The following is a 24,589-nucleotide window of genomic DNA, read 5'->3' on the forward strand; positions in this document are numbered from 1 at the left end:
CAGGATTTCCAGGTTCATGATCGTGCTGCTGGCGGCGCTGGGATTCGCCTATTACTGGCTTCTGGTGAACGCCGGGCCGCAGGTGCCGGCCCGCAGGATTGACCTCGGCGCGCTGCGCAAGGCGGCCGATGCCATGCCGGGCGGCAAGCCCACGGCCATAACCTATGCCACCGTGGCGATGCGGGATGTTCCGGGCGCCGCGCTGGCTGCAGGCACCGGCCTGCGGCAGATCACCAGCGGCATCACGGCGTGGCAGATCGAGACGCCCAAAGGCGGCATCGTGATCGATCCGGGCATCTCGGAAGACGATGCCCACAGCATGGGCTTCGAGATCTACAGTCACCGGGCGCAGCAACTGGTTGACGGCTGGATGGATCGCGCCGCGATGATCCTGTTCACGCATGCGCACATCGATCACATCGGAGGATTCCTCGATCACCCCCGCTTCAAGAGCATCGAAGGCAAAGCTGTCGTTTCCGAAGGAATGATGGGCAATATCAATGCACTCTGGCGCGAAAATGCCCGGCTGCTGCACACCCCGCGCAAGTTTGCCGCAATCGAGGCGGTTGCCCCGGGCGTCGTGCTGATCCAGACGCCGGGGCACACCCCTGCTTCGGAAATGATCTATGTGCGTCTCGCCTCGGGCCGGGAGTACATCTTCGCCGGCGACACCGCCTCGCTCGCCGCCAATGTCGAGATTCCGACGCCGCGTTCGCGCCTCGTGGCAGACTGGCTGGCGCCTGAAGACCGGTCCGCAGTCATGGGCTGGCTCAAGGGGCTCAAGGCCCTGAAGAAGGCGAACGAGGATCTCGTTATCGTCCCATCGCACGACGCGGGATGGGTGATGACAAAGGGGCCGGAGTACGCGATCACGCCTGCGCCGGAACTACGTAAGGCCGAGACAACCAAATAGCTCCGACTTTCGGGCAGTTATGGCAAATGAGGCTGGCAATGCGTTTTGAACAGGCGTAGAAGCCGCCCATTCGCCGGTGGCCCAGCGGGATCGGGCCTCGGAAGCGCGGATGCGCTTTCGTTGCAGGAAGGAGCGGCGGGGTGAATTACGATCAGGTTTTTGATTCTGCGATCGAGCGTCTGCACTCCGAAGGCCGCTACCGCGTCTTCATCGATATCCTGCGCAACAAGGGCGCCTACCCCAATGCGCGCTGCTTCGCTGGCCACAATGGCCCGAAGCCGATCACGGTGTGGTGCTCGAACGATTATCTCGCCATGGGCCAGCACCCCAAGGTGATCGAAGCGATGGAAGAAGCGCTGCACAACGTCGGCGCCGGCTCGGGCGGCACCCGCAACATCGGCGGCAACACCCATTACCACATCCAGCTTGAGGAAGAGCTGGCCGACCTGCACGGCAAGGAAGGCGCACTGCTGTTCACCTCGGGCTACGTCTCGAATGACGCCACGCTGTCGACGCTGGCCAAGATCCTACCGGGCTGCGTGATCTTCTCGGACGAGCTGAACCACGCCTCGATGATCGCGGGAATCCGCAATTCGGGCGCCGAGAAGAAGGTGTTCCGTCACAACGACGTCGAACACCTCGAACAGCTTCTGGCCGAGACGGACCCCGCCCTGCCCAAGCTGATCGCCTTCGAATCGGTCTACTCGATGGACGGTGACGTCGCCCCCATCCACGCGATCTGCGACCTGGCGGAAAAGTACAACGCGCTGACCTACATTGACGAGGTTCACGCTGTCGGCATGTATGGCCCGCGCGGCGGCGGCATCACCGATCGTGACGAGGCGGCCCACCGCATCGACATCATCGAGGGCACGCTGGGCAAGGCCTTCGGCGTCATGGGCGGCTACATCGCGGCAGATCGCAAGATCATCGACGTGATCCGCTCCTATGCCCCCGGCTTCATCTTCACCACCTCGCTTTCCCCGGTGCTGGTCGCAGGCGTGCTCGCCTCGGTCCGCCACCTCAAGGCGTCGAGCGAGGAGCGCGAAGGCCAGCAGGCCGCAGCGGCCTACCTCAAGAAGGCCTTCGCCGATGCCGGGCTGCCGGTCATGGCGTCGACCACGCACATCGTGCCGCTGATGGTGGGTGACCCTGTCCGCGCCAAGAAGATCAGCGACATCCTGCTCGCCGAATACGGCGTCTACGTCCAGCCGATCAACTTCCCGACCGTCCCCCGCGGCACGGAGCGCCTGCGCTTCACGCCGGGGCCATCGCATACCGAGGCGATGATGGACGAGCTGACCGAGGCTCTGGTCGAGATCTGGCAGCGCATGGAAATGGAAATCCGGAAAGCCGCCTGATCTGCGCGCTTCTGCAAGTCAAAAAGCCCTCCCCAACCGGGAGGGCTTTTTCGTTGGGCTTGCCTTTCACGCACACCGCGCTACCCTTAACCGATCAATTAAATGTCGGGAGAGTGCATGTCGGTTCCGTCCTATGACGAAGTGGTCCTCGGCCGCCGGTCGATCCGCGGCTATCTCGACAAGCCGGTCCCGCGCGCGCTGATCGAGGAAATTCTGACCATGGCGATGCGCTCGCCCACCTCGATGAACACGCAGCCCTGGCACTTCCACGTCATCACCGGCGAGCCGCTGGAACGCATCCGCAAGGGCAACACCGAACGCATCCTCGCAGGCGAGCCTGACAGCCGCGAATTCCGCAAGGGCAGCCCCTTTGCCGGCGTTCACCGCGATCGTCAGGTAGAAGTTGCCAAGCAACTGTTCGGCGCCATGGGCATCGCCCGCGACGACGCGCCCGCTCGTCAGGACTGGGTGCTGCGCGGCTTCCGCCAGTTCGACGCGCCGGTCTGCGTGATCGTCACCTATGACCGCGAACTTTCGGGCAGCGACGATACCGCCTTCGATTGCGGCGCAGTCACCACCGCCCTCGTCAACGCTGCCTGGTCGCGCGGCCTCGGCTGTGTGATCAACTCGCAGGGCATCATGCAATCTCCGGTCGTGCGTGAGCACGCCGGCATCCCCGACGATCAGGTGATCATGAAGGCCGTCGCGCTCGGCTGGCCGGATCCCGCCTTTCCCGCCAACGCTGTCGTCAGCAACCGCAAGAGCGTGGACGAAGCGGCACGGTTCGTCGGGTTCGACTGAAGCTTGTAACAGCGCGCCGCGCCCTTACCTCGTGCAGATGGCGGCCAAGGCACTTCAGGATCTCAAGGCATGGGCCCGGCGCATCAAGCGCAACGTGGTCGCCCTGTGGCTCGCCGCGCGCGATCCGCGAGTGCCGATGGCAGCAAAAGTCGTTGCCGCAATCGTCGCAGCCTATGCCCTGTCACCGATCGACCTGATCCCGGATTTCATCCCCATCCTCGGCTACTTGGACGACGTGATCCTCGTGCCGCTCGGCATAGCGCTCGCCGTCAGGATGATTCCGGCACCGCTCATGGAAGACCTGCGCGAACGGGCAAGCTTGGTCGACAAGCCTCGCTCCACCGTCGGTCTGATCGCCATCGTGGCGCTCTGGGTGGTTTCTATCGCTGCGCTATATCACGCCGTCATCGCGCGGCACTGACGAGAAAGGCCCCACCTCGCGGCAGGGCCTTCGTTGTTTCCTCAATCGCGCCAGCAATCAGCGCAGGGATACCACGTTGTCCGAAACGCGCGGATCGCGGCGATCGCCCCGATACTGGCTCGACATCGGCTCGTCAGTCACTTCGAACACTTCCGTGGCGCCGAAGCCGTTGAACGCGGTCTTCATTGCCGCGCCATAGGCGCCGAGCATGCCGATCTCGATGTAGTCGCCCACCTTCATGTCCACCGGCAGTTCGAACGGACCTTCCATGTGGTCCATGTCGTCGCAGGTCGGGCCATAGAAGCTGAACGGCTCCAGCTCGATCTCGGTGTCGACGTCGTTCGCCACCTCGTCGCGCAGCACGCGGACGGGGAAGCGCCAGCCGACGTGGGCCGCGTCGAACAGCGCGCCGTAAGCGCCATCGTTGATGTACAGCTCGGCGCCGCGGCGACGTTCGACGCGCACGATCATCGAGTTGTATTCCGCGCACAGCGCACGGCCCGGCTCGCACCAAAGTTCGGCCGAGTAGGAAACCGGCAGCGATTCATAGGTGCGGTCAATCACGCCGAAGTAATCCTCCAGCGGCGGCGGTTCCATGCCCGGGTAGATCGACGGGAAGCCACCGCCCACGTCGATGATGTCGACGAGGACCGAAGCGTCGACGATGGCAGCGCGCACGCGCTCGAGCGCCTGGACATAGGCATGCGGGCTCATCGACTGGCTGCCGACGTGGAAGCACACGCCAAGCGAGTCCGCCACCTGGCGCGTCGCCTGGAGCAATTCCGCCGCATTGGCCAGATCGCAGCCGAACTTCGATGCGAGGCTCAGCTCCGAATATTCCGACGAGACGCGCAGCCGCACGCAGAGCGTCAGGTCTTCGGGCACGTTGCCTTCCGAATCTGCCGTCGCAGCCTTGATCTTCTCCAGCTCCTCGATCGAATCGAGGCTGAACACGCGCACGCCATAGGTTTGATAGGCTTCGCGGATCGCAGCCGGAGCCTTCACCGGATGCATGAAGCACAGCACTGCCTCGGGCAGCGTCTCGCGCACCAGGCGCACTTCCGCGATCGAGGCAACGTCATAGTGCGTAACGCCCGAATCCCACAGGATGCGGATCAGATCGGCCGACGGATTCGCCTTCACCGCGTACAGCGACTTGCCCGGAAACTTCTCCACAAAGAAGCGGGCAGCGCGCGCGGCGGCGTGCGGACGGTTCAAAATGGCGGGTTGTTCAGGCGCGGAGGCGCGAACTACAGCCAGTGCGTCAGGATGGATGTGCAACTCAAGGGACCCCCAAACGGAACGTTGAACGAAGCTGCCTTGCGGTTTGGAAGTCCCCATGGGGCAGCGAGAGGGGGGTAAATAAGGCCCTGCGCATGAATCTCAAGTGAAAATAACGCTGCCCAAAAGTCCCGTCAGGAAAATGAAACAAATCCAGACAGATCGCGAAAAATCAGGAACTTAATGCTTCGGCCAGTGCAGCCCATGCCGGGAGTGACAGCGGATCGTTGGCGCCATTGGCAGCAGTGGGGTGCGATGCGAATCGTGCCACCGTCATTTCCGCTGCAGGATCGACCCAGAGAGTCTGCCCGTGGATGCCGCGCGCAGAGAAGCAGCCACGGTTGTTGTTGCTGATCCACCACTGGCTGCCATAGCTCCAGCCAGGCAGTTGCGGATAGCGGTTGCGGTCGAAATGCGCCGGATCTCCGCCATGCGTCGCCCGCCGCACCACGGCTTCGGGAATGACCCCCAGCCCACCAAGGCGCATCGCCTCGCCAAACCGCGCCAGGTCCTCCAGCCTCAGGTTCAGCCCGCCACCCGCAAAGGCCGTTCCCGCCTGGTCCACGATGAGGTCGGCATCACCCCGCATCCCCAGCGGCCGCCAGATCCGCTCCGACAGCACATCAGCAAAGTGCTTGCCCTCGATCCGCGCGATCATCCACGCCAGCACCTCGGTATTCGGCGTGCGATAGGTGAAGCCCTTGCCATGCTCTCCGGACTTGCCGATCGTGGGCAGGTATGAGGCAAGATCGATCGGCCCTGCATAGTCCGTCGGGCGCGGTGTAAGCCCCAATGCCGCGCTGTAGGCGCCGATGCCCGAATTGGGATCGGCATAGTCCTCCGAGAAATCGAGGGCAGTGGTCATGTCCAGCACCTGGCGCACTGTCGCATCGGCAAATCCGCTGCTCGCCAATTCCGGCAAGTAGTCCGCCACCAGCGCCGCCGGATCGACCCTGCCCTCCTCCACCAGCATCTCGGCAACGGTGCCGACAAAGCTCTTGGTAACCGAAAAGGCGATATGCCGCGTCTCCGGCTCGGTCACCCCGAACCAGCGTTCGAACACCACCTTGCCGCGATGCAGGACAAGGATGCCGTCGGTGAACGCCTGGGTGAGCGACTGTTCGAACGTGACGGGCGCATCGGCATTGAGCGGCGTGAAGCTGACCTGCCCCAATCGCTCGTCAATCGCCCGCTCGAATGCCGTGCCTTCACCGCCCGCCGCCACGCGCCGCGAGGGCACGAACTGGCGCATGTTGGAATAGGACCAGCGGATCATCGGAAACCGCATGTGATCCGCGCGCGAGGCGAGCAGAATCTTGTCAGCAGGCGGCGGCGCGCCTTCCATCCAGCCCATCCGCACCGGATCGCTGGTCACGCCATCGAGCAAATCGCCCGCCATCGCCTTCTCCCGCCAACATTCTTGTCAGCGAGCAGCATGCCTCAGGAAAGCCGGTCGCGGAAGTCCTCGTAAGTGAAGCCGCGCACCTTCTCCAAGGCATCGCTCTCGCTGTCCCACAGCCAGATCGACGGCAGCGGCACGCCGTTGAAGGTCGTGGTCTTGACCATCGAATAGTGCGCCTGATCGAGGAATGCGAAACGCGTGCCCGGTTCGGCCCCATTTGGCAGCCGATAATCGCCGATCACGTCGCCCGCGAGGCAGGAAGGCCCGCCAAGGCGCACCGGCACACCGCCCTCACCGCCATCTTCGTACTCGTCGATCGGCAGTTCACCCAACATCGCCGGACGATAGGGCGCCTCGATCACGTCGGGCATGTGGCACGTCGCCGAAATGTCGGTGATGCCAAGCTGCATCCCGTTCCAGTGCGTATCCAGCACAGTGCCGACAAGTATGCCCGCGTCGAGCGCCACCGCCTCGCCTGGCTCAAGGTAGATTTCGCAACCCGTCCGCACCTTCACCTCGTGCAGGAAGGCAATCAGGTCCTCGCGTTGGTAATCGGCACGGGTGATGTGATGCCCGCCGCCGAAGTTCAGCCACTTGAGCTGCCCGAAGAACGGCGCAATCCGCGCTTCCAGCGCCTCCCACGTGCGCTTGAGCGGTTCGAAATCCTGCTCGCACAGCGTGTGGAAGTGCAGCCCCGAAACTCCCTCGAGGTGCTCCGGCAGCAACTGGTCCACCGGAAAGCCCAGCCGCGAATGCGGCGCACAAGGATCATAGCGCGGCACCTCGCCCTCGGCATGGAGCGGATTGATCCGCAGGCCGATGTCGAACGCCTCGCCCGCAGCCTTCGCCGCAGCGATCTCCCCGCCAAAGCGCGCGTGCTGCCCCGGCGAATTGAAGATCGCATGGTCCGAAAGCCGCAGGATCTCGCCCATGTCCTCGGCCTTGTAGGCCGCGCAATAAGTCGCGATCTCGCCCGAGTAATGCTCGGCCGCCAGCTTGGCTTCCCACAGGCCCGATGTGCAGACGCCATCGAGGTATTCGCCAACAATCGGCGCCACCTTCCACATCGAAAACGCCTTGAGCGCCGCCAGCACCTTGATCCCGGCCCGGTCGCGCACGTCGGCCAGCACCGCCAGATTGGCCCGCAACTTCGCCGCGTCGACGACGAACGCGGGGCTATCGACACGGTTAAGATCGAACGTGGCAAATGCGCCCGGATCGCCGGCCCTGGTTTCCATTTTCATACCTCGGATTGGTTCACGCAGAGACGCGGAGAAGAAAGGGGAGACGCAGAGATTTAGGCAGGCTGGTAGTCGTTTACCACCCTGCGAATGCCGTTCTTGAGGGTAGCTTCCGAGAAATTGAGAAGCAGCCCGACGGGCTGCTTCAACAATCGAAGATAGGTCAGCAACTGTTTGCCATGGGCCTTGCTCAACTGCTCAACGGCCTTGATCTCAAGGACTAGTCTTCCGTCAACAAGCATATCGATTTTGAACGCAGGATCGTAGGTAACGCCGTCGAAGACGGCCTTCACCTGCACCTGCCGCTCGACGTTGAAACCCTGTCGCCTCAGGCGACCAGTCAGTACGGACTCGTAGACCGCCTCATACAGACCAGGCCCAAGCTCCTTGTGAATGGCGATAGCCTCCGCAAGAACGATGGAGCACAACTCGTCAATCGCAAGCAAGGCCCCCTCCGCGTCTCTTCTTCTTCTCCGCGTCTCTGCGTGAAACAGAGAAAATCAGAACGCCAGCGGCCCCGCCAGTTCCTTGACCTGCCAAGGCAGGCCGTGGTTGTTCAGCATGTCCATGTAGGGATCGGGATCGAACTGTTCCATGTTGAACACGCCCGCGCCCGACCAGATGCCCTGCACCATCATCGCCGCGCCGATCATCGCGGGCACGCCGGTGGTGTAGCTGACCGCCTGGTTGCCGGTCTCGCGATAGGCGTCTTCGTGGTCGCAGATGTTGTAGATGTAGAAGGTCTTTTCCTCCCCATCCTTCAGGCCCGTGGCGATGTCGCCAATGTTGGTCTTGCCCTTGGTCGTGGGGCCGAGCGAGGCGGGTTCCGGGAGCACGGCCTTGAGGAACTGCAGCGGGATGATCTCCTTGCCCTCGTAGATCACCGGGTCGATCCGGGTCATGCCGACGTTCTGCAGCACGGTGAGGTGCGTGATATAGGCATCCCCGAAGGTCATCCAGAAGCGGATGCGCTCAATTTCGGGCAAGTGATGCGCGAGGCTTTCGAGCTCCTCGTGATACATCAGGTACATGTTCTTGGGGCCGACTTCCTCGAAGTCGAATTGCTGGCGGATGGTCAGCGCCGGCGTCTCTACCCACTCACCGTTGAGGTAGTGCCGCGCGGGCGCGGTCACTTCGCGGATGTTGATTTCCGGGTTGAAGTTGGTGGCAAAGTGCTGGCCATGATCTCCGCCGTTGCAATCGAGGATGTCGAGCGTGCGGATCGTGTCCAGCTTGTGCTTCTTCAGCCAGGTCGCGAAGACGCTGGTCACGCCCGGATCGAAGCCCGAGCCCAGCAGCGCCATCAGGCCCGCTTCCTTGAACTTGTCCTGATAGGCCCACTGCCACGAATACTCGAACTTGGCCTCGTCGATCGGCTCGTAGTTCGCGGTGTCCATGTAATTGACGCCCGCGGCAAGGCAGGCATCCATGATGTTGAGGTCCTGGTACGGCAGCGCAAGGTTCACCACCAGCACTGGCTTGACCTCGTTGATCAGTGCGGTGGTCGCGGCGACGTCATCGGCATCGATCTGGTAGGTGTCGATGGTAACGCCAGTGCGCTCCTTCACCGAAGCGGCGATCGCATCGCACTTGGACTTGGTGCGGCTCGCCAGCGCGATGCCGGTGAAGATATCCGAATTCATCGCCATCTTGTGGACCGCGACCGAGCCGACGCCGCCTGCGCCGATGACGAGAACTTTTGCCATGGTAACTCCAAATGCCAATTGTCCCGCCGCGTTCCAGACCTTGGGCCGAACGCGCAGGACATTCATGGAAAGGCCCTTTAGAGGAGAGCCATGACAAACCCAAGTCCTTCTGTCGAAACCCGCCAACCAACGCATGAAGGCGTGCTCCGCGCGGCAGAGAAGATGGCGCAGATTCTGCCACGAACCCCGCTGCTTCCGCTCGAACTGCCGGCGGGCGGCACCGTGTGGTGCAAGGCCGAAAGCCTCCAGCCGGTCGGCGCGTTCAAGATCCGCGGCGCCTGGCACCGGCTGTCCGACCTGACCGATGAGGAGCGGAGCCGCGGAGTCATTGCAGTATCCAGCGGCAACCACGCGCAAGGCGTCGCGTGGGCAGCCCGCAGGCTAGGCATCGCAGCCCGGATCGTGATGCCCAACGACGCGCCGCAGGTAAAACTCGCCGCCACCCGCGAACTCGGCGCAGACGTCGTGCTCTATGATCGCCCCGGCGGCGAGGATCGCGACGCCGTCGCCGCCACGCTCGTGGCGCAGAGCGGCGCGACGCTGGTTCACGCCTATGGCGATCCCTGGGTGATCGAAGGCCAGGGCAGCGCCGGGATCGAACTGGCCGCGCAGATGGAGTGCTTCGCCGACGGTGGCCCGACCCGCGTCGTCACCCCATGCGGTGGCGGTGGCCTTGCCGCCGGTCTCGCCCTTGCCCTGCCCGACGCCGAGATCGTGCCTGTCGAACCCGAAGGCTGGGACGACGTCGCCCGCAGCCTCGCCAGTGGCGCGATCCAACGCGTCTCCAGCGATGCCCCTCGCACCGCCTGCGACGCGCTGCAGACGCCTGCCACCTTCCCCATCAACTTCGCCATCATGTCCGCGCGCGGTCTCAGGGGATTGAGCGTAACCGAGGCCGAGGTGCGCGCCGCCCAGCGCTATGCCTTCAGCAGGCTGAGGCTGGTGGTCGAACCGGGCGGAGCCGCCGGCCTCGCTGCGTTGCTGGCTGGCAAGGTGGCGGCAGATGGACGCACCGCCGTCCTGCTCTCGGGCGGCAACGTCGATCCTGCCGCCTTTGCCCAAGTGATTGCGCACGAGGGATAAGTTGCATTTGACAATCTAACTCGCACCCCGCACTCTCCCGGCAATTCTCGGGGGAGATCTGAAAATGCAGGCGCAAATCCTCACGCCCGCCGCGGTCCTCGTGCTGTGGTCGATTGTCATGTTGTTCTGGATGGCCGGAACGCGACTGCCAGCCCTCAAGCAGAAGGGCGGCCTCGGCAAAGCGAAACCGGGCGGACGCGGACAGGACCTCGAAGGCGTCCTGCCCGACGAGATCAACTGGAAGGCGCATAACTACACCCACCTGATGGAACAGCCGACGCTGTTCTACGCGACCGTGATGATCCTTGCGATCATGGGCGCGGCTTCGCTCGATGTCGTGTTGGCATGGGGTTACGTTGCCTTACGCATCGTCCACTCGATCTGGCAGGCCACGGTCAACCGCGTGCCCGTGCGCTTCAGCCTGTTCCTGCTGTCAACGCTGTGCCTGATCGGCCTGGCATTGCGCGCCTTGGGAGCGACCATGGGCCACGGATAAAGACATCAAAAGAGGGGGAGAATGCCAATGAAGATTGCTCATATCCTGCAACCGGCTGTCGCACTCATGGCGTGGACCATGGTCATGTGGCTGTGGATGTACGTCACGCGCATTCCGGCCATGAACGCCGCCAAGGTCGATCCCGATGGCCTTGCCAAGGACCCCACCAAGACGCTCGACGATCTGCTGCCCGCCAGCGTCCAGTGGAAGGCTCACAACTACAACCACCTGCACGAAGCGCCGACGCTGTTCTATGCCGTCTGCTTGGTCATTGCGGTTGCGGGGGCAGGCAATGGTACCAGTGCCACCGTCGCATGGGCCTATGTGGCCTTGCGCGTCATCCACTCACTGGTGCAGGCGACCGTGAACAAGGTAATGGTCCGCTTCATCCTGTTCTCGCTGTCGAGCATCGCGCTCATGGCGCTGATCTACCACGCCGCGAAGATCGTCTTCGCCGCGTGACTCAATCGCGGACGAACAGGCTGGCCAGTTCCACATGGGTCGACCAGCGGAACTGGCCCACCGGCCGCAGCTCCGCCAGCCTGTATCCTCCCGCGATCAGCTTCACCGCATCGCGCGCCCAGCTGGCCGGGTTGCAGCTGATATAGACCACCCGCGCCACCTTGCTCAGCGCGATCTGCTCCACCTGCTCCTGCGCGCCCGCGCGCGGGGGATCGAGCACCACCGCCGCAAAGCGATCCAGCTCCTCTACCCGCAAGGGATTGCGGAACAGGTCGCGGTGCAGCGGGTGGACCGGCCGGCCGTTCATCCGCGCCGCGGCCTGGCAGGCAAGATGCGCATCGCGCGCTGCTTCGGCTGCGAGCACCTTGGTCTTCGGACCCGCCAGGGCAAAGGCGAAGGTGCCCAGCCCTGAAAACAGATCGGCCACCGTCGACGCCCCGGCCAGCCACTCGCGCGCAGCAGACACAAGCGCCGCCTCGCCATCGGCAGTCGCCTGTAGGAAAGCGCCGGGAGGCAGCGAAACCGGCGTACCGCCCAGCGTGACAGTCACCGGCTCCGGCTCCCACACCCCCTCAGGCCCATAGCCCGAATCCATCGTCAGCCGCGCCAGACTGTTGTCCCGCGCAAAGTCGAGCAGTGCCTCGGTCTTCGCCAGCCCCTCGGCGCTCAGGCCCTTCAGCCCCGCCGAAACGCCCTGATCGGTCAGCGCCAGTTCGATATCGACCGCCAGCTTGCGGTCACCCCATTGCTCCAGCAGCGCCCGCAGCGGCGCAACCAGTGCGAACAGTTCGGGCGCCAGCACATGACACTCCCGCATATCGACGATCTTGTGCGAACCCTGCTCGCGAAAACCGATGACCACGCGCTTGCCGATGGCCTGGGCATGCAAGGTCGCCCGGCGGCGCGAACGCGGCGGCGAGATGTGCGCCGCCGTGGCCACCACATCCTCGATCGCCTGCCCCTTCGCCGCACCGACGACGCGATCGTGCACGTATTCGACCAGCGCGTCCTCGGACAAGTGCTGCAACTGGCAACCGCCGCAGGTGGGAAAGTGCCGACATGGTGGATCGACGTGGTTCGGGCCATAAACCAGCGAACCATCAGCCTGCAGAACATCGCCGGGAGCCGCCAGCGCCGCATATCTGCCATCTGCCGTTGCGCCTTCCCCCTTCGCGGCAACACGCACGATCAGACCGGACTCACTCATTCAAGACATTCCCTAAACGCTACCGGCCCTAAAAGCCGCCTGCACGGCATGAGCCAGTTCGCCGGCCGTTAACGCAGGCCCGCACAGCCGCGCCGCTTCGCCGTGGAGCCATAGGCCTTCCTCCGCCGCGCGCAAGGCTTGGCCATTCGTGGCGAGCCGACTGGCTATCGTGCCGGCCAGTACATCGCCCGTTCCCGCAACCGAGAGCCACGATGAAGCGCGCGGGGCCACGACAACCTCGCCCCCGGGCGCCGCGATCAGCGTGTCCGGCCCCTTCAGCACCACGACTGCGCCCGAAACCTCGGCCAGAGCCTGTGCACGTTCCCGCCGCAGGCCTTTTCCCGAAAGCCCGAACGCCCGCTCCAGCGCCGCCATCTCGCCTTCGTGCGGGGTCAGCACACACGGCGCGCCCGAAAGCATCGCCGGTCGCAACAGAACCAGCGCATCAGCGTCCACGACCGTTGGCCGACCCGCATGAAGCGCAGCGGCGAGCAAGCGCGACGCCCCATCAGACCGTCCAAGACCGGGGCCGACCAGCAGCGCCGAAGTCCGCGCGTCAGCCAGCAGGGCCGCGCTGTCGCTCGTCACAACCAGTTCGGGCGGCACTCCCGCTGGCGCCGACTGCGCCGCGAGCTTGACGTACCCGGCGCCTGTGCGCAGCGCTGCCGTCGCCGCCAGCATGGCTGCCCCAGGCATTTCTCCACCCACGATCCCGAGCATCCCGCGCCTGTACTTGTGCGCATCAGGCGCCGGCGACGCCAGCCGCAGCCGCTCCAGCACTCGCGCTGCACCAGGCACCTGCGCTACACCAATGTCGACCAGCCTGGTTGCCCCCATCGCCGCACACGCGGGCATGGCAAAATGCGCATGCTTCCACGCCCCCAGGGCCACCGTCAGCGTCCAGTCCGGCAGCCCAGCGTTCAGCGCCGCGCCGCTGTCGCTCTCGATCCCGCTCGGCACATCAATGGCGATGCGATGGCGATGCAGCGCCGCGAGCCGTGCCAGCAGCGCCAGAAGGTCATCCGGCAAGGCCCGCGTCAGCCCGCTCCCGAACAGGCAGTCGACGAACACATCCCCCGCGCTCACGCTGTCAGCCGAAACGACCGCTCCTCGGTACAATGCTCTTGCATTGCCCGCCGCATCGGTCGCCGGCTCGCGCGCCTGCACGACCTGCACGGCATTGCCATGTTCGCGAAGATATTCGGCGATCACCCAGCCATCGCCGCCGTTGTTGCCGGGTCCGCACAGCACGGTCACCGAACCGCCGCCCGCGATCCGCCGCACCCATTCGCCCGCGCCGCGCCCCGCCACGCGCATCAGCGCATCGACGCTCGTACCCGCCGCGATCAGGTCCTCCTCGGCGGCGCGCATCTGCGCCACGATGAGGACCTGCGAGAGCACGGCGTCACGGCTGCGGGGCATCATCCTTCATCCTTGCCGGGAAGCGGTAGCGGTCCCCCGCCACCGAAACTTCGAGCACGCCTTCGGAGGACCACTGCGCGGTCGCTTCATCGGCGCCATCGGCCGATACCACGCCGCGCCCGTCGTCCACCATCTCGAACCGGCGAAAGCCCCCGGCCTTGTGCCGAACCGTCAGGAAGCGCTTCTCGCCAACCCGCGAATCCTCGACGAAGCATTCCGGCAGAAACTTCGCCGCGCCGCCCACCGCGCAATCGATCACGCGGCCCTTGGGCACTTCCTCAGCCTTCGAACAGGCCGCCAGTACGGCGCAGATCAGCAGCGCTGGCAGGCCCGCGCGCATCAATCGATGCCAAGCTGCTTGAGATCGCGCACCGCGCCCCGCGCCGCGCTCGTGGTCATCGCGGCGTAGGCTTTCAGCGCGGTCGAAATCTGGCGCGGCCGCTCCTGCGCCGGTTTCCAGCCCTTCGCGTCCTGGCCTGCGCGACGGTGCGAAAGTTCCTCGTCGCTGACCGCCAGATGGATCGTGCGGTTCGGGATGTCGATCTCGATCATGTCGCCGTTCTCGACCAGACCGATCTCGCCGCCTTCCGCCGCTTCGGGCGAAGCATGGCCGATCGAAAGGCCCGAGGTGCCGCCCGAAAAGCGCCCGTCGGTCAACAGCGCGCAAGCCGCGCCAAGGCCCTTCGACTTGAGGTAGCTGGTGGGATAGAGCATTTCCTGCATGCCCGGCCCGCCCTTCGGCCCTTCATAGCGGATCACCACCACATCGCCAGCCACGACCTGCCCGGTCAGGATCGCCGTCACCGCCGCGTCCTGACTTTCATAGACCTTGGCAGGGCCTGCAAACTTGTGGATCTTCTCGTCCACGCCCGCCGTCTTCACGATGCAGCCATCGCGCGCAATGTTGCCATAGAGCACGGCAAGGCCGCCGTCCTTGCTGAAGGCATGGTCCGCCGAACGGATCACGCCGCTTTCACGGTCGAGGTCCAGCTCGTCCCAGCGGCGGCTCTGGCTGAACGCCACCTGCGTCGGCACGCCGCCCGGCGCCGCCTTGAAGAATTCCTGCACGCTAGGCGAATTGGTGCGCTTGATGTCCCAGCGATCCAGCGCCTCGGCCAGCGTGCGGCTGTGCACGGTCGGCAGGTGGGTGTGGATCAACCCTGCCCGGTCCAGTTCGCCAAGGATCGCATAGATGCCACCCGCCCGGTGCACGTCTTCCATATGCACGTCGTTCTTGGCCGGAGCGACCTTCGACAGGCACGGCACGCGGCGGCTCAGGCGGTCGATGTCCGACATGGTGAAGTTCACGCCCGCCTCGTGCGCGGCGGCCAGCAGGTGCAGCACCGTATTGGTCGATCCGCCCATCGCGATATCGAGGCAAACCGCATTCTCGAACGCATCGAAACTGGCGATCGAGCGCGGGAGCACGCTGGCATCGTCCTCTTCGTAATAGCGCTTGCACAGGTCCACCGCGAGGCGCCCCGCTTCGAGGAACAGGCGCTTGCGATCGGCGTGGGTGGCCAGCGTCGAGCCATTGCCTGGCAGCGACAGGCCCAGCGCCTCGGTCAGGCAGTTCATCGAATTGGCCGTGAACATGCCCGAGCACGAACCGCAGGTCGGGCAGGCCGACCGTTCGACGGCGGCCACTTCCTCGTCGGTCATCGTGTCGTCGGCTGCGGCCACCATCGCATCGACCAGATCGAGCGCGTGCTCCTTGCCCTTGAGGATCACCTTGCCTGCTTCCATCGGCCCGCCCGAGACGAACACGACCGGAATGTTGATTCGCATCGCCGCCATCAGCATGCCCGGCGTGATCTTGTCGCAGTTGGAAATGCAGACCATCGCATCGGCGCAATGGGCGTTGACCATGTATTCCACGCTGTCGGCGATCAGGTCACGGCTTGGCAGTGAATAGAGCATGCCGTCGTGGCCCATGGCGATGCCGTCATCGACTGCGATGGTGTTGAATTCCTTGGCAACGCCGCCAGCCGCCTCAATCTCGCGCGCGACCATCTGGCCAAGGTCCTTGAGGTGAACATGGCCCGGCACGAACTGCGTGAACGAATTGACCACCGCGATGATCGGCTTGCCGAAATCCTCGTCCTTCATGCCGGTGGCGCGCCACAGTCCGCGCGCGCCCGCCATGTTGCGGCCATGGGTGGTGGTGCGTGAACGATAGGCGGGCATTGTGCGAACTCCGGACAGGGAATCAGTTTTTATGGGCGACTTGGGAGCGTTCCCTAGCCCACGGAATCGGCCGCTGTCGAAAGTATTAATTACAACTATGTCAGCCAAAAGTGGCGGAAAACCTAACTGATTGCGACCGCAACCTGATTGGCAATCCGCGCCAGCCGCTCGGCCCATTCAGCTTGGCCCTGAGCATCGCTGATCAGGTCTTGTCGCACCTCTATGCCCAGGTAGGGCCTTCCGTCCGCCTCGGCATGGCGGTTCATTGTCGCGTTCAGCAGCCTGCCCGAATAGGGCAGCTGATCCCCAACGCAGAGTCCTTCGGCTTCCAGAAGCGGAATAGCGATCCGCGCTGCGCGATCATCCTCGTTGTAAAGCACGCCCACATGCCAGGGCCGAGACTCGTCGCTCGAGGCTAGTTGCGGCGTAAAGCTGTGCAAGGACAGGATCAGCGCCTGCGGCACATCGGCCAGAAGGTCGGCCAGCGCATCGTGATAGGGCCGGAAGAACCGCGCCAGCCGCGCCTCGTGGCCGGCATGATCGAGCGCATTGCCGGGGATCGCATGGCCATCGCTGGCAATCGGCACGACGGTCGGCAGATGCTCGTCGCGATTGAAATCGCAGACCAGACGGCTGACCCCGCCCTGAAACGTCGCGATTCCCGGCCGCTGCGCCATGAACGCGCCCACCTCTGCAACGCCGATGTCCACGGCGATATGCTGGTTCAACAGGTCCGCAGCGATGCCGAGCTCAATATCGTCCGGCACGTGGTTGGAAGCATGGTCCGAAACCACGAGGATGCCGCCGAAGCGCGGCTGACCGAGGATGGCGAAGGCCTCGCTCACCGCAACGCCCCTGCCAACGTCCACCACTCGGCTGGCATTGCCGCCTTGGCCGCATCGCGCAGTTCAGGCGTATCGTAGAGCGCAAAGCACGTCGCGCCCGATCCTGACATGCGCGTCAACCAAGCCCCCTTCCGCGCCAATGCCGCCAGCACATCACCAATTTCTGACACCAGCGTCAGCGCCGGGGCTTCCAGATCATTGCGGCCAGCAAGGGCCATTTGCCGAAGGTTCTCGCCCTCCATCGGCCCGCGATCAACGCCATCCCAGGCCTTGAACACCGGCCCGGTAGCCAGCGGAATACGCGGATTGACCAGCAGAACCGGCGTGCCCGCAAGATCGTTGGCAATCGGCTCCAGCTCGGTCCCGGTCCCGCGCCCGATACAGGTCACGCTTTCCACGCAAGCCGGCACGTCCGCCCCCAGCTTCGCCGCCCGCGCATGCCAGTCCTCCGGCAAACCATGGCTGTCCCGAACCATCCGGAATATCGCCCCGGCATCGGCTGATCCGCCACCCAGCCCGGCCGCCACCGGCAGATTCTTCTCCAGCGTGACCGCCCAGCCCGGCCCATGCGGCAGCGATTGCAAGGCTTTGGCCACGATATTGCCGAACGGATCGTCCAGAGCGCCGCCAAACTCGCCGACAACGCGCAGCGAATCCGCCTGCGCAGGCGAAGCGCTCAGCACATCGCCTGCATCGACGAAGGCAAACAGCGTCTCCAACTCATGATACCCATCCTCCCTGCGCCGCCGCACGTGCAGCGCAAGGTTGATCTTGGCGTAAGCGGTTTCTTTCATCTCTTTGGCCTATGGGTGCGGCAAGAGATAAGCCACCAATGCGAGAAAACCGCCGCTCCAACGGAAACCGCCCCGAGCAGCCCCAGGCTCAACCACCCCCAGAAGTTCATTGTGGATCCAAAAAACCAAACTGAAATAAAAATTGACCAGTAACCAACGATACCTCCCCATCTCGAGGCGGTTCGATATTTCAATGAAAGCTTGGTCACCGTGCTTGCCGTCGAGACATGCTTCAAGTCAGTCTTCGAAGGGCGGACATTTCCCCAAGGCATCCTGCCATATAAATCAAGCATCCAAGCAAGCGCAGCAGAGAACAGCATCACCACCAGCGAGTAGGCCATAAACAAGCGCCTCCAGCCTCGGTTTACCAATGTCAATGCGATGTTCGCAAGCTCATGACTTCATGTATGCTGAACAGAGTGAATTCCTCCCCGTGCCGGGGAGGAATTGAACATCACATATTCGGATAGTTCGGCCCGCCGCCACCTTCCGGCGTGACCCACTCGATGTTCTGGGTCATGTCCTTGATGTCGCAGGTCTTGCAGTGGACGCAGTTCTGGGCGTTGATCTGCAGGCGCGGGTTGCCTTCCTCCACGCCGACGTACTCGTAGACGCCCGCCGGGCAGTAGCGCTGCTCAGGCCCCGCATAGATCGGCAGGTTGATCCGCGTCGGCACCGTCGGGTCCTTCAGCACGAGGTGGCTCGGCTGGTCTTCCTCGTGATTGGTGTAGGAGAACGAGACGCTGGTCAGGCGGTCGAAGGTGATCACGCCATCGGGCTTCGGATAGGCGATCGGCTTGTACAGATCGGCGCGCTGCGTCGCCTCGCTGTCGCGGTGGTGCTTCATCGGCTTCCAGATGCCAAAGCCGCCGATGGTGCGCAGCCACATGTCAGCGCCCGCCAGCACCGTGCCCAGCTCGCCGCCGAACTTGGCCACCAGCGGCTGCGCGTTCTGGACCTTCTTCAGTTCCTTGGCGATCCAGCTGTCACGCACGGCCGCATCGTACTCGACCATGTCGTCCTTCTCGCGGCCCGCGGCCATTGCCGCCGCGATGGACTCCGCCGCCAGCATCCCGCTCTTCATCGCGGTGTGGCTGCCCTTGATGCGCGGCACGTTGACGAAGCCGGCCGAGCAACCGATCAGCGCACCACCGGGGAACGACAGGCGCGGCACCGACTGCCATCCGCCCTCGTTGATGGCACGCGCGCCGTACGACACGCGGCGGCCGCCCTCGAGGATCGCGCGGATTTCCGGGTGCTGCTTCCAGCGCTGGAATTCCTCGAACGGATACACATAGGGGTTGGCGTAATCGAGCGCGGTGACGAAACCCAATGCCACCTGGTTGTTCGCCTGGTGGTAGAGGAACCCGCCGCCCCACGAATTCGATTCCGAAAGCGGCCAGCCTTGCGTGTGGATCACGCGGCCCGGCGCGTGCTTTTCGGGATCGATGTCCCACAGTTCCTTGATGCCGATGCCATAGACCTGCGGCTCGCAATCGCGCTCAAGGTCAAAATGCGCCTTGAGCCGCTTGGTCAGGTGTCCGCGCGCGCCCTCGGCAAAGAGCGTGTACTTGGCGTGGAGTTCCATGCCGGGCTGGTAGTCAGGCTTCTTCTCGCCATCCTTGCCAATGCCCATGTCGCCGGTGGCGACGCCCATCACCGCGCCGTTCTCGTCGAACAGGATCTCCGCCGCCGGGAAGCCGGGGAAGATCTCGACGCCCAGTTCCATCGCCTGTTCGGACAACCAGCGGCACAGGTTGCCGAGCGAGCCGGTATAGTTGCCATCGTTCGACATGAACGGAGGCATCGGCCAATGCGGGATAGACATCTTGCCGGTCTTCGACAGCACCCAGTGCCAATTGTCGGTCACCGGCACTTCGGCCATCGGGCAGCCCTGTTCGCGCCATTGCGGAAGCAGTTCATCAAGCGCCTTCGGGTCCACCACCGCACCCGAAAGGATGTGCGCGCCGATCTCCGAACCCTTTTCCAGGATGCAGACCGAGATATCCGGGTTCACCTGCTTCAGCCGTATCGAGGCAGCCAGGCCCGCAGGTCCCCCGCCAACGATGACGACGTCATACGGCATCGATTCCCGTTCGCTCATGCCTCGATATCTCCCGACTGCTGCTAAACGCACGATTGAATTTCGAATGTGCCTTGAAAGAGGGCACTGGCAAGGTCAAGACCGCAAATTGGACTGGAAGGAAAGACAGGTTGCCCGATACCGCTAACGCGAATGGCCACGATTGGGATGCTGCCGTTACGGCGGCGCTCGACTGGTGGCGCGATGCGGGCGTGGACCATGCCTTCGTCGATGATCCGCAGGACTGGCTGGCCGAAGCGCGCAAGCCCAGGGAAGCCGCGCCACCTGCCCCGATGAAGCCGCTGCGCGAACTCGCGGCAGAGCGCGATGATTCGCCAAAGGTCGCAAAGGTCAGTGCCAAGTCCGATTGGCCGCAGACGCTCGAAACCTTCGCGCCATGGTGGCTTGCCGAACCCGCGCTCGCCCCGGCGGGGCTCAAGCGCCTGCCTCCGGTCGGTGCGCAAGGCGCGGACTTGATGATCCTCGTGCCGATGCCCTCGGCCGACGATGGCGACGCATTGCTCTCGGGCCGGGCAGGGCGGCTGCTCGATGCCATGCTCGCCGCGATGAGCATTGCCCGCGAACAGACCTACCTCGCCTCGGCCCTTCCCGCACATGTCCCAATGGCCGATTGGCAAGTCCACAAGGAGTCCGGCCTTGGCGACGTCCTGCTCCACCACATCGCGCTGGCGGCTCCCAAGCGGCTGCTGATACTCGGCGCATCGGGCATTTCGGCGCTTCTCGGCCACGACCCGCCGAATTTGGCTCAAAGTTTACGGGCAATTAATCAAGAAGGGCCACCACTCCCTGCGCTGCCGGCGTGGGATCTCGAAGCCATGTTGCAGCGCCCTGCCCTCAAGGCAGGTTTCTGGAGCCGCTGGCTCGAATGGACGGGGACTGAAACGATTTGAAGCTGGCTCGCGCCAAGACGTTCACGCTGCTCGCGCTCGCGACCTCGTCGCTTGGGCTTTCCGCTGTCCCGGCTCACGCCAACAGCGCAGCGGTCGACTATTTCCGTGGCCGCGCCGATCGCACCGCCGTCCCCTCGCTGTTGAGCGCGGACGATCGCTCCTACTATAAGAGCCTGTTCTCCGCGATCGAGCGGGAGGATTGGACGCAAGTCCAGACCCTGTTCGCCCAGCGCACGGACGGACCGCTGCACACCGTCGCCCGCGCGCAGTACATGCTCGCCGCTACCTCGCCCAAGGCAGAGCTCGCGCCGATCACCGAAGTGCTGACCAAGGCACCCGACCTGCCGTGGGCCGAGCAGCTTGGCCGCCTTGCCCTCAAGCGCGGAGCGACCGAACTGCCTGCCCTGCCCGCAGCGCAGCGCCTCGTCAGCCTCCCCAACGTCTCGAAGCGCATCAAGCCGCGCCCGATCGATGACGGGACGATGCCGGCCGGTGTCGCCGCTGCCATTCAGGACCGTATCAAGTTTGACGATCCGGTCGGTGCGCGCGTGCTGCTCGATGGCGTCGACGCCACGCTCTCTCCCGCTGCCCGCGCCGAATGGCGGCAGAAGGTCGGCTGGGCCTTCTATATCGAGAACGACGACGCCACCGCGCGCGCCCTCTCGCTGACGGCCGCCGAAGGCTCGGGTCCTTGGATTTCCGAAGCCTACTGGACCGCAGGCCTTGCCAGCTGGCGTCTCGGCGATTGCCTTGCTGCCGCCGATTCGTTCGAGAAGACCGCAGGCTCTGCCCATAACGACGAGCTGGCCTCGGCCGCGCATTATTGGGCCAGCCGCGCCTGGCTGCGCTGCCGCAAGCCGGAGAAGGTCTCGGCCTCGCTGCGCAACGCCGCCCGTTTCCGCGAAACGCTTTACGGGATGATGGCGTCCGAAGCACTGGGCATGCGCGAGAGCACGCCGCCGGTGGCTCCGGACTTCTCGCAGAATGATTGGCAGCAGCTGCGCGACGTCCCCAACATCCGCACCGCCGTCCAGCTGGCCGAGATCGGCGAAGACGGCCTCGCCGACGAAATCCTGCGTCACCAGGCCCGCATCGGTGCGCCCGGGCAATACGCCCCGCTCTCGCGCCTCGCCCGCGACCTTGGCCTTCCCTCCACCCAGCTGTGGATGGCCTACAATGCTCCGGCAGGGGCGCGGCCCGATGAATCCGCGCGCTTCCCTGCGCCGAAATGGACACCGGCCACGGGCTGGAAGGTCGATCCGGCGCTGCTCTTCGCGCACTCGCTGCAGGAATCGAACTTCCGCACCGCCGTCACCAGCCCCGCCGGGGCCAAGGGGCTGATGCAGGTCCGCCCGGGCACGGCCAAGGACATGGCCCGCGTCGAACCGATGATGGCCGGGCGCGATCGCCAGCTCGATCTGCCTGACGTCAACCTCGCCTTCGGCCAGCAGTATCTTCAGCAGCTGCGCGATTCCGACGCGACGCAGGGCCTCCTGCCCAAGGTCATGGCCGCCTACAACGCCGGGCCCCTGCCGATCAGCCGCTGGAACACCGAAATCCGTGGCGGCAGCGATCCCCTCCTGTGGATGGAATCGATCCCGTATTGGGAAACGCGCGGCTACGTCTCGATCGTCATGCGCAATTACTGGATGTACGAAAAGCAGGCGGGCGGCCCGTCCGAAAGCCGGATGGGGCTCGTCCAGGGCATGTGGCCGAAATTCCCGGGTCTGGATGGTGCTGGCAACATAAGGCCAGAGAACTTGAGGATAGCATCGCGTGGCAATTGATACTTCGCGCGAATTCAAGCCGATCAACATTGCCCTGCTCACCGTTTCCGACACGCGCGGCCCGGCCGAGGACTCTTCAGGCGACATCCTTGCCGAACGGATCAAGGCAAAGGGCCACAAGCTTGCCGCCCGCGCCATGGAAAAGGACGATGCCGATCGTATCGCCAGTCGCCTCAACAACTGGATCGACGATCGTACGGTCGATGCCGTGGTCATCACTGGCGGCACCGGCCTCACCGGGCGTGACGTGACGCCCGAAGCGCTTGATCGGGTCAAGACGCGCGACATTCCGGGCTTTGGCGAACTTTTCCGCTGGTTGTCCTACAAGACCATCGGCACCAGCACGATCCAGTCCCGCGCCTGCGCCGTTGTCGCGCGCGGCACCTATATCTTCGCCCTGCCCGGCTCGAATGGCGCGGTGAACGACGGCTGGGACGGCATCCTCGACGAACAGCTCGACAGCCGCAACCGGCCCTGCAACTTTGTCGAACTTATGCCGAGGCTCCTGGAAAAGTAAGTCTTTCCAGTCGCTATTGCATTTTCGTTCCACTTATGTTCCAATCCAGCCATGGCAGTCCATGGCAGAGGCGCACAATCCGCAAATGTCCCGACACGCTTCGGCCTCGCCACGCGCGAGGTTGACGGCGACTGGCTCGACGCGCGCGAGGATATCGACGGTCCCGGTCCCAAGCTGCGCACGACGGTCACCGAAGAACATTCCCGCTCGATCCTCACCTTCAACCGCTCGCCCGACATCCCCTTTGATCGTTCGGTAAACGCCTACAGGGGGTGCGAGCATGGCTGCGTGTACTGCTACGCTCGGCCCACCCACGCCTGGCACGATCTCTCGCCCGGCCTCGATTTCGAAACGAAGCTCTTTGCCAAACCCGATGCGGCAAAGCTGCTGCGTGAAACCCTGGCCAAGCCCGGCTACATGCCCGCTCCCATTGCCATGGGCACAAATACCGATCCCTACCAGCCGATCGAAAGCCGTTACCGCATCACCCGCCAGGTGCTCGAACTCTGCCTCGAATTGCGCCACCCGGTCACCATCACCACAAAGTCCGCGCGCGTACTGGATGATCTGGACCTGCTGGCCGAACTCGCCCGCAGCAATCTGACCGCGGTCGGCATCTCGGTCACCAGCCTCGACCCGCGCCTGTCCGGCCTTCTCGAACCGCGTGCAAGCAGTCCTGCCAAGCGATTGGAAGCCCTTGGAAAGCTTGTTGCCGCCGGCATCCCCACCCATGTTTCGGTCGCCCCGGTCATTCCGTCGATCACCGACCAGTTCATGGAAGGCATCCTTGAGGCCTCCGCAGACCGTGGCGTGCGGTCGGCCAGTTGGATCATGCTGCGCCTTCCACACGAAGTCGCCCCGCTGTTCCGCGAATGGCTCGACACGCACTTCCCGGATCGCGCATCGAAAGTCATGGGGATCGTCCAGTCGGTTCGCGGCGGCAAGGACAACGACGCGCAGTTCTTCACCCGCATGAAGCCGAATGGCATCTGGGCCGACCTCATCCGCACCCGCTTCCGCGTCGCCTGTCGCAAGCACGGCATCGGCAGGGCCCACATCGATCTGGACTGCGCGCAGTTCAGAAAGCCCAGCCCCAACGGCCAGTTGGACCTGTTCTGATCAGCCCATCCTGCAAACCTCACCTTGAAAAATCCTCGTCACCCCGGGCTTGACCCGGGGTCCCGCTATTCTTCTGCACCCCCTCGCAACAAGAAAGCGGGATCCCGGGTCAAGCCCGGGATGACGAGGAAGGGCTGCGGACAACTCTTGACAAAACGAACCATATAGGTTATAAGCCCCGCCCACAGGTCAGGAGAGGGCACAAGGCCAACCCGCTCCTCTCCCTTCGGACGCCGATGCTGTGGCAAAGGCTTCCGGCGCGATCGGTGCGGCAGGTGCGCGCGGGTTCAACGAGGGGCGTAAAGCCCAAGACCCACCGGGCAATCCCTGTCGTTACCAAAGGACAGACAGGACACCCCAGGGCTGATAGCACGGCGCCGAACCCTGAGCGACGCTGCGGATGCGGAACCCGCCATGATTGTGCGACAAAGTCAGCACAAACGACAGGTTCTTTTCACGCAGCCGCTTGCCAGAAGCCAAGGCAGCCCGCGAGCCGCTGCCAACGCTTCGTCCCGTCACCTATGTCCGACCATCAGGCTGAGCCGATCAG

At 64.2% G+C, this 24,589-nt stretch carries 24 protein-coding genes; 11 read left to right on the forward strand and 13 right to left on the reverse strand.

Features of this window, described 5'->3' with window-relative positions; all coding sequences use genetic code 11:
• Positions 1-16 precede the first annotated feature (16 nt).
• The 4 genes from ACZ1JY_RS04140 (at position 17) to ACZ1JY_RS04155 (ending at position 3,496) form a co-directional block, all read left to right on the forward strand.
• Positions 17-913 carry an MBL fold metallo-hydrolase gene (locus tag ACZ1JY_RS04140; RefSeq protein WP_465130453.1) on the forward strand — a complete coding sequence of 299 codons (897 nt, stop codon included), beginning with the start codon at positions 17-19 and terminating at the stop codon, positions 911-913.
• Between the two features lie 140 nt (positions 914-1,053).
• Positions 1,054-2,274, forward strand: a complete 1,221-nt coding sequence (gene hemA / locus ACZ1JY_RS04145) for a 5-aminolevulinate synthase (RefSeq protein WP_118073676.1) — start codon at positions 1,054-1,056, stop codon at positions 2,272-2,274.
• Between the two features lie 117 nt (positions 2,275-2,391).
• The gene (locus tag ACZ1JY_RS04150; protein WP_118074741.1) at positions 2,392-3,075 is read left to right on the forward strand and encodes a nitroreductase; all 684 of its coding nucleotides are present in this window, start codon (positions 2,392-2,394) and stop codon (positions 3,073-3,075) included.
• Between the two features lie 37 nt (positions 3,076-3,112).
• The gene (locus ACZ1JY_RS04155) at positions 3,113-3,496 is read left to right on the forward strand and encodes a YkvA family protein (RefSeq protein WP_206065720.1); all 384 of its coding nucleotides are present in this window, start codon (positions 3,113-3,115) and stop codon (positions 3,494-3,496) included.
• 57 nt (positions 3,497-3,553) lie between these two features.
• Here ACZ1JY_RS04155 and ACZ1JY_RS04160 read toward each other — a convergent pair whose 3' ends face one another.
• The 5 genes from ACZ1JY_RS04160 to ACZ1JY_RS04180 all read right to left on the reverse strand — a co-directional run bounded on the left by ACZ1JY_RS04160 (position 3,554) and on the right by ACZ1JY_RS04180 (position 9,126).
• Positions 3,554-4,777 (reverse strand): type III PLP-dependent enzyme, encoded by a 1,224-nt coding sequence (locus ACZ1JY_RS04160; protein ID WP_465130454.1) that lies wholly within the window; start codon positions 4,775-4,777, stop codon positions 3,554-3,556.
• 172 nt (positions 4,778-4,949) lie between these two features.
• Positions 4,950-6,176 carry a serine hydrolase domain-containing protein gene (locus ACZ1JY_RS04165; protein WP_465130455.1) on the reverse strand — a complete coding sequence of 409 codons (1,227 nt, stop codon included), beginning with the start codon at positions 6,174-6,176 and terminating at the stop codon, positions 4,950-4,952.
• A gap of 41 nt (positions 6,177-6,217) precedes the next feature.
• Positions 6,218-7,417, reverse strand: coding sequence for a carboxynorspermidine decarboxylase (locus tag ACZ1JY_RS04170; RefSeq protein WP_465130456.1), 1,200 nt, complete (start codon positions 7,415-7,417; stop codon positions 6,218-6,220).
• Positions 7,418-7,476: 59 nt separating this feature from the next.
• Positions 7,477-7,866 (reverse strand): GxxExxY protein, encoded by a 390-nt coding sequence (locus ACZ1JY_RS04175; RefSeq protein ID WP_465130457.1) that lies wholly within the window; start codon positions 7,864-7,866, stop codon positions 7,477-7,479.
• Between the two features lie 54 nt (positions 7,867-7,920).
• A complete protein-coding gene (locus ACZ1JY_RS04180) occupies positions 7,921-9,126 on the reverse strand; it encodes a saccharopine dehydrogenase family protein (RefSeq protein ID WP_465130458.1) in 1,206 nt (401 codons plus the stop codon).
• A 90-nt stretch (positions 9,127-9,216) separates the two neighbouring features.
• Here ACZ1JY_RS04180 and ACZ1JY_RS04185 point away from each other — a divergent pair, with 90 nt between their 5' ends.
• The 3 genes from ACZ1JY_RS04185 to ACZ1JY_RS04195 all read left to right on the forward strand — a co-directional run bounded on the left by ACZ1JY_RS04185 (position 9,217) and on the right by ACZ1JY_RS04195 (position 11,167).
• Positions 9,217-10,209, forward strand: a complete 993-nt coding sequence (locus ACZ1JY_RS04185) for a threonine ammonia-lyase (protein WP_465130459.1) — start codon at positions 9,217-9,219, stop codon at positions 10,207-10,209.
• Positions 10,210-10,273: 64 nt separating this feature from the next.
• On the forward strand, positions 10,274-10,705 hold the full coding sequence (locus ACZ1JY_RS04190; RefSeq protein ID WP_168904526.1) for an MAPEG family protein: 432 nt from the start codon (positions 10,274-10,276) through the stop codon (positions 10,703-10,705).
• 27 nt (positions 10,706-10,732) lie between these two features.
• Positions 10,733-11,167, forward strand: a complete 435-nt coding sequence (locus ACZ1JY_RS04195) for an MAPEG family protein (RefSeq protein ID WP_465130460.1) — start codon at positions 10,733-10,735, stop codon at positions 11,165-11,167.
• A 1-nt stretch (position 11,168) separates the two neighbouring features.
• Here ACZ1JY_RS04195 and ACZ1JY_RS04200 read toward each other — a convergent pair whose 3' ends face one another.
• The 8 genes from ACZ1JY_RS04200 to ACZ1JY_RS04235 form a co-directional block, all read right to left on the reverse strand.
• The gene (locus ACZ1JY_RS04200; protein WP_465130461.1) at positions 11,169-12,374 is read right to left on the reverse strand and encodes a class I SAM-dependent RNA methyltransferase; all 1,206 of its coding nucleotides are present in this window, start codon (positions 12,372-12,374) and stop codon (positions 11,169-11,171) included.
• A 12-nt stretch (positions 12,375-12,386) separates the two neighbouring features.
• Entirely contained in the window at positions 12,387-13,796 is a 1,410-nt protein-coding gene (locus ACZ1JY_RS04205; protein WP_465130462.1) for an NAD(P)H-hydrate dehydratase, read from the reverse strand.
• Entirely contained in the window at positions 13,780-14,136 is a 357-nt protein-coding gene (locus ACZ1JY_RS04210; RefSeq protein WP_465130463.1) for a hypothetical protein, read from the reverse strand. The genes ACZ1JY_RS04205 and ACZ1JY_RS04210 overlap by 17 nt, the downstream gene beginning before the upstream one ends.
• A complete protein-coding gene (ilvD, locus tag ACZ1JY_RS04215) occupies positions 14,136-15,983 on the reverse strand; it encodes a dihydroxy-acid dehydratase (RefSeq protein WP_465130464.1) in 1,848 nt (615 codons plus the stop codon). The genes ACZ1JY_RS04210 and ilvD overlap by 1 nt, the downstream gene beginning before the upstream one ends.
• A gap of 122 nt (positions 15,984-16,105) precedes the next feature.
• Entirely contained in the window at positions 16,106-16,828 is a 723-nt protein-coding gene (locus ACZ1JY_RS04220) for an N-formylglutamate amidohydrolase (protein WP_465130465.1), read from the reverse strand.
• Complete coding sequence (locus ACZ1JY_RS04225; RefSeq protein ID WP_465130466.1) at positions 16,825-17,622, reverse strand: 4-(cytidine 5'-diphospho)-2-C-methyl-D-erythritol kinase; 798 nt, start codon at positions 17,620-17,622, stop codon at positions 16,825-16,827. Before ACZ1JY_RS04225 ends, ACZ1JY_RS04220 begins: the two co-directional genes overlap by 4 nt.
• Complete coding sequence (locus ACZ1JY_RS04230; RefSeq protein WP_465130467.1) at positions 17,619-17,963, reverse strand: hypothetical protein; 345 nt, start codon at positions 17,961-17,963, stop codon at positions 17,619-17,621. Before ACZ1JY_RS04230 ends, ACZ1JY_RS04225 begins: the two co-directional genes overlap by 4 nt.
• Positions 17,964-18,076: 113 nt before the next feature.
• Positions 18,077-19,726 (reverse strand): electron transfer flavoprotein-ubiquinone oxidoreductase, encoded by a 1,650-nt coding sequence (locus ACZ1JY_RS04235; RefSeq protein ID WP_465130468.1) that lies wholly within the window; start codon positions 19,724-19,726, stop codon positions 18,077-18,079.
• A 110-nt stretch (positions 19,727-19,836) separates the two neighbouring features.
• Between ACZ1JY_RS04235 and ACZ1JY_RS04240 the strand changes: the two genes are divergently transcribed.
• From ACZ1JY_RS04240 to ACZ1JY_RS04255, 4 genes are read left to right on the forward strand one after another with little or no spacing between them, the layout of a single operon-like run.
• The gene (locus ACZ1JY_RS04240; protein ID WP_465130469.1) at positions 19,837-20,616 is read left to right on the forward strand and encodes a uracil-DNA glycosylase family protein; all 780 of its coding nucleotides are present in this window, start codon (positions 19,837-19,839) and stop codon (positions 20,614-20,616) included.
• Between the two features lie 2 nt (positions 20,617-20,618).
• Positions 20,619-22,403, forward strand: a complete 1,785-nt coding sequence (locus ACZ1JY_RS04245; protein WP_465130869.1) for a lytic transglycosylase domain-containing protein — start codon at positions 20,619-20,621, stop codon at positions 22,401-22,403.
• Positions 22,393-22,920, forward strand: a complete 528-nt coding sequence (gene moaB, locus ACZ1JY_RS04250; RefSeq protein WP_465130470.1) for a molybdenum cofactor biosynthesis protein B — start codon at positions 22,393-22,395, stop codon at positions 22,918-22,920. Before ACZ1JY_RS04245 ends, moaB begins: the two co-directional genes overlap by 11 nt.
• A 51-nt stretch (positions 22,921-22,971) precedes the next feature.
• Complete coding sequence (locus tag ACZ1JY_RS04255) at positions 22,972-24,039, forward strand: PA0069 family radical SAM protein (protein WP_465130471.1); 1,068 nt, start codon at positions 22,972-22,974, stop codon at positions 24,037-24,039.
• The last annotated feature ends 550 nt before the right edge of the window (positions 24,040-24,589 follow it).

The sequence above is a fragment of the Novosphingobium sp. BL-A-41-Hi4B-X5A genome, assembly GCF_055521705.1.